Here is a 1,103-nt window from a genome sequence, read left to right as displayed (position 1 = left end):
GACCTGGTCGGCTTCGTCGAGTCGGCTGGGCTGTCGGCCGTCGCCTACGGGCCCGATACGCGGGAGTGGTGGAGTTCGCACCGCGACTTCTGGACGCGTGTGTTCCGCAAATTCTGGAAGATCCGAGATCTGGTCAGGTCGTGGCGCGACATCGGGCAGTCCGTCACCCGGCACTGGGAGCAAATCACCGCGACACTGCGGACGCTGGCGGCCGGGTCCGACCTGCTGGTCACGTTTCTGAATTTCGAACAGCCCGCCGCCAATGTCGCCGAGTACTACGACATTCCGCTGGCCACCCTGCATCTCGCCCCGGTGCGGGTCAACGGACAGGTCCTGCCATTCCTGTCACCGTCGCTGGGCCGTTACGCGGTGCGGCTGTACGAGTGGGTGAGTTGGCGCGGGGTGAAGAACTTCGATGACGTGCAGCGCCGCGAACTGGGCCTGCCGAAGGCGAGGCGCTCTGCGGCGCGACGCATCACCGAGCGCGGATCACTGGAAATTCAAGCCTACGAAGAAGTTTGCTTCCCGGGGCTGGCCGCCGAATGGGCGAACTGCAACGGCCAACGGCCGGTCGTCGGGGCGCTGACGATGGAGTTGACCACGGACGCCGACGAGGAGGTCGCGTCGTGGATCGCCGCGGGAACACCGCCGATTTTCTTCGGCTTCGGCAGCACGCCGGTCAAGTCTCCCGCCGACACCGTCGCCATGATCGGCGCGGCCTGCGCGCAACTGGGCGAACGGGCGCTGATCTGCTCTGCGGACACCGACTTCAGCGACGCCCCGCATTTCGACCACGTCAAAACCGTCGACGCGATGAATTACTCGGCCGCCTTTCCCGCCTGCCGCGCGGTCGTACATCATGGCGGCACCGGAACCACGGCGGCGGGCCTGCGCGCCGGAGTCCCCTCGCTGATCCTTCCGACGTTCGGCGATCAGACGCTCTGGGGAACTCAGGTCAAAAGACTGAAAGTTGGTTCCGCCCGGCGCTTTTCGAGCACCACCCGCGAATCGCTCGTCACGGACCTGCGCCGGATTCTCGGGCCGCAATGCGTCGCCCGGGCCCGTGAAATCTCTACCCGGATGACCAAACCCGTTGAAAGCGT

The 1,103-nt window shown here is 65.9% G+C and carries 1 protein-coding gene; it reads left to right on the top strand.

Features of this window, described 5'->3' with window-relative positions:
* The coding region (locus tag A5736_RS10130) for a glycosyltransferase (RefSeq protein ID WP_076245964.1) at positions 1-1,103 on the top strand (1,103 nt) is incomplete at both ends.

Source organism: Mycobacterium sp. SP-6446, from assembly GCF_001954045.1.
Taxonomy (GTDB): domain Bacteria; phylum Actinomycetota; class Actinomycetes; order Mycobacteriales; family Mycobacteriaceae; genus Mycobacterium.
This window is presented reverse-complemented; position numbering and strand designations above follow the sequence as displayed.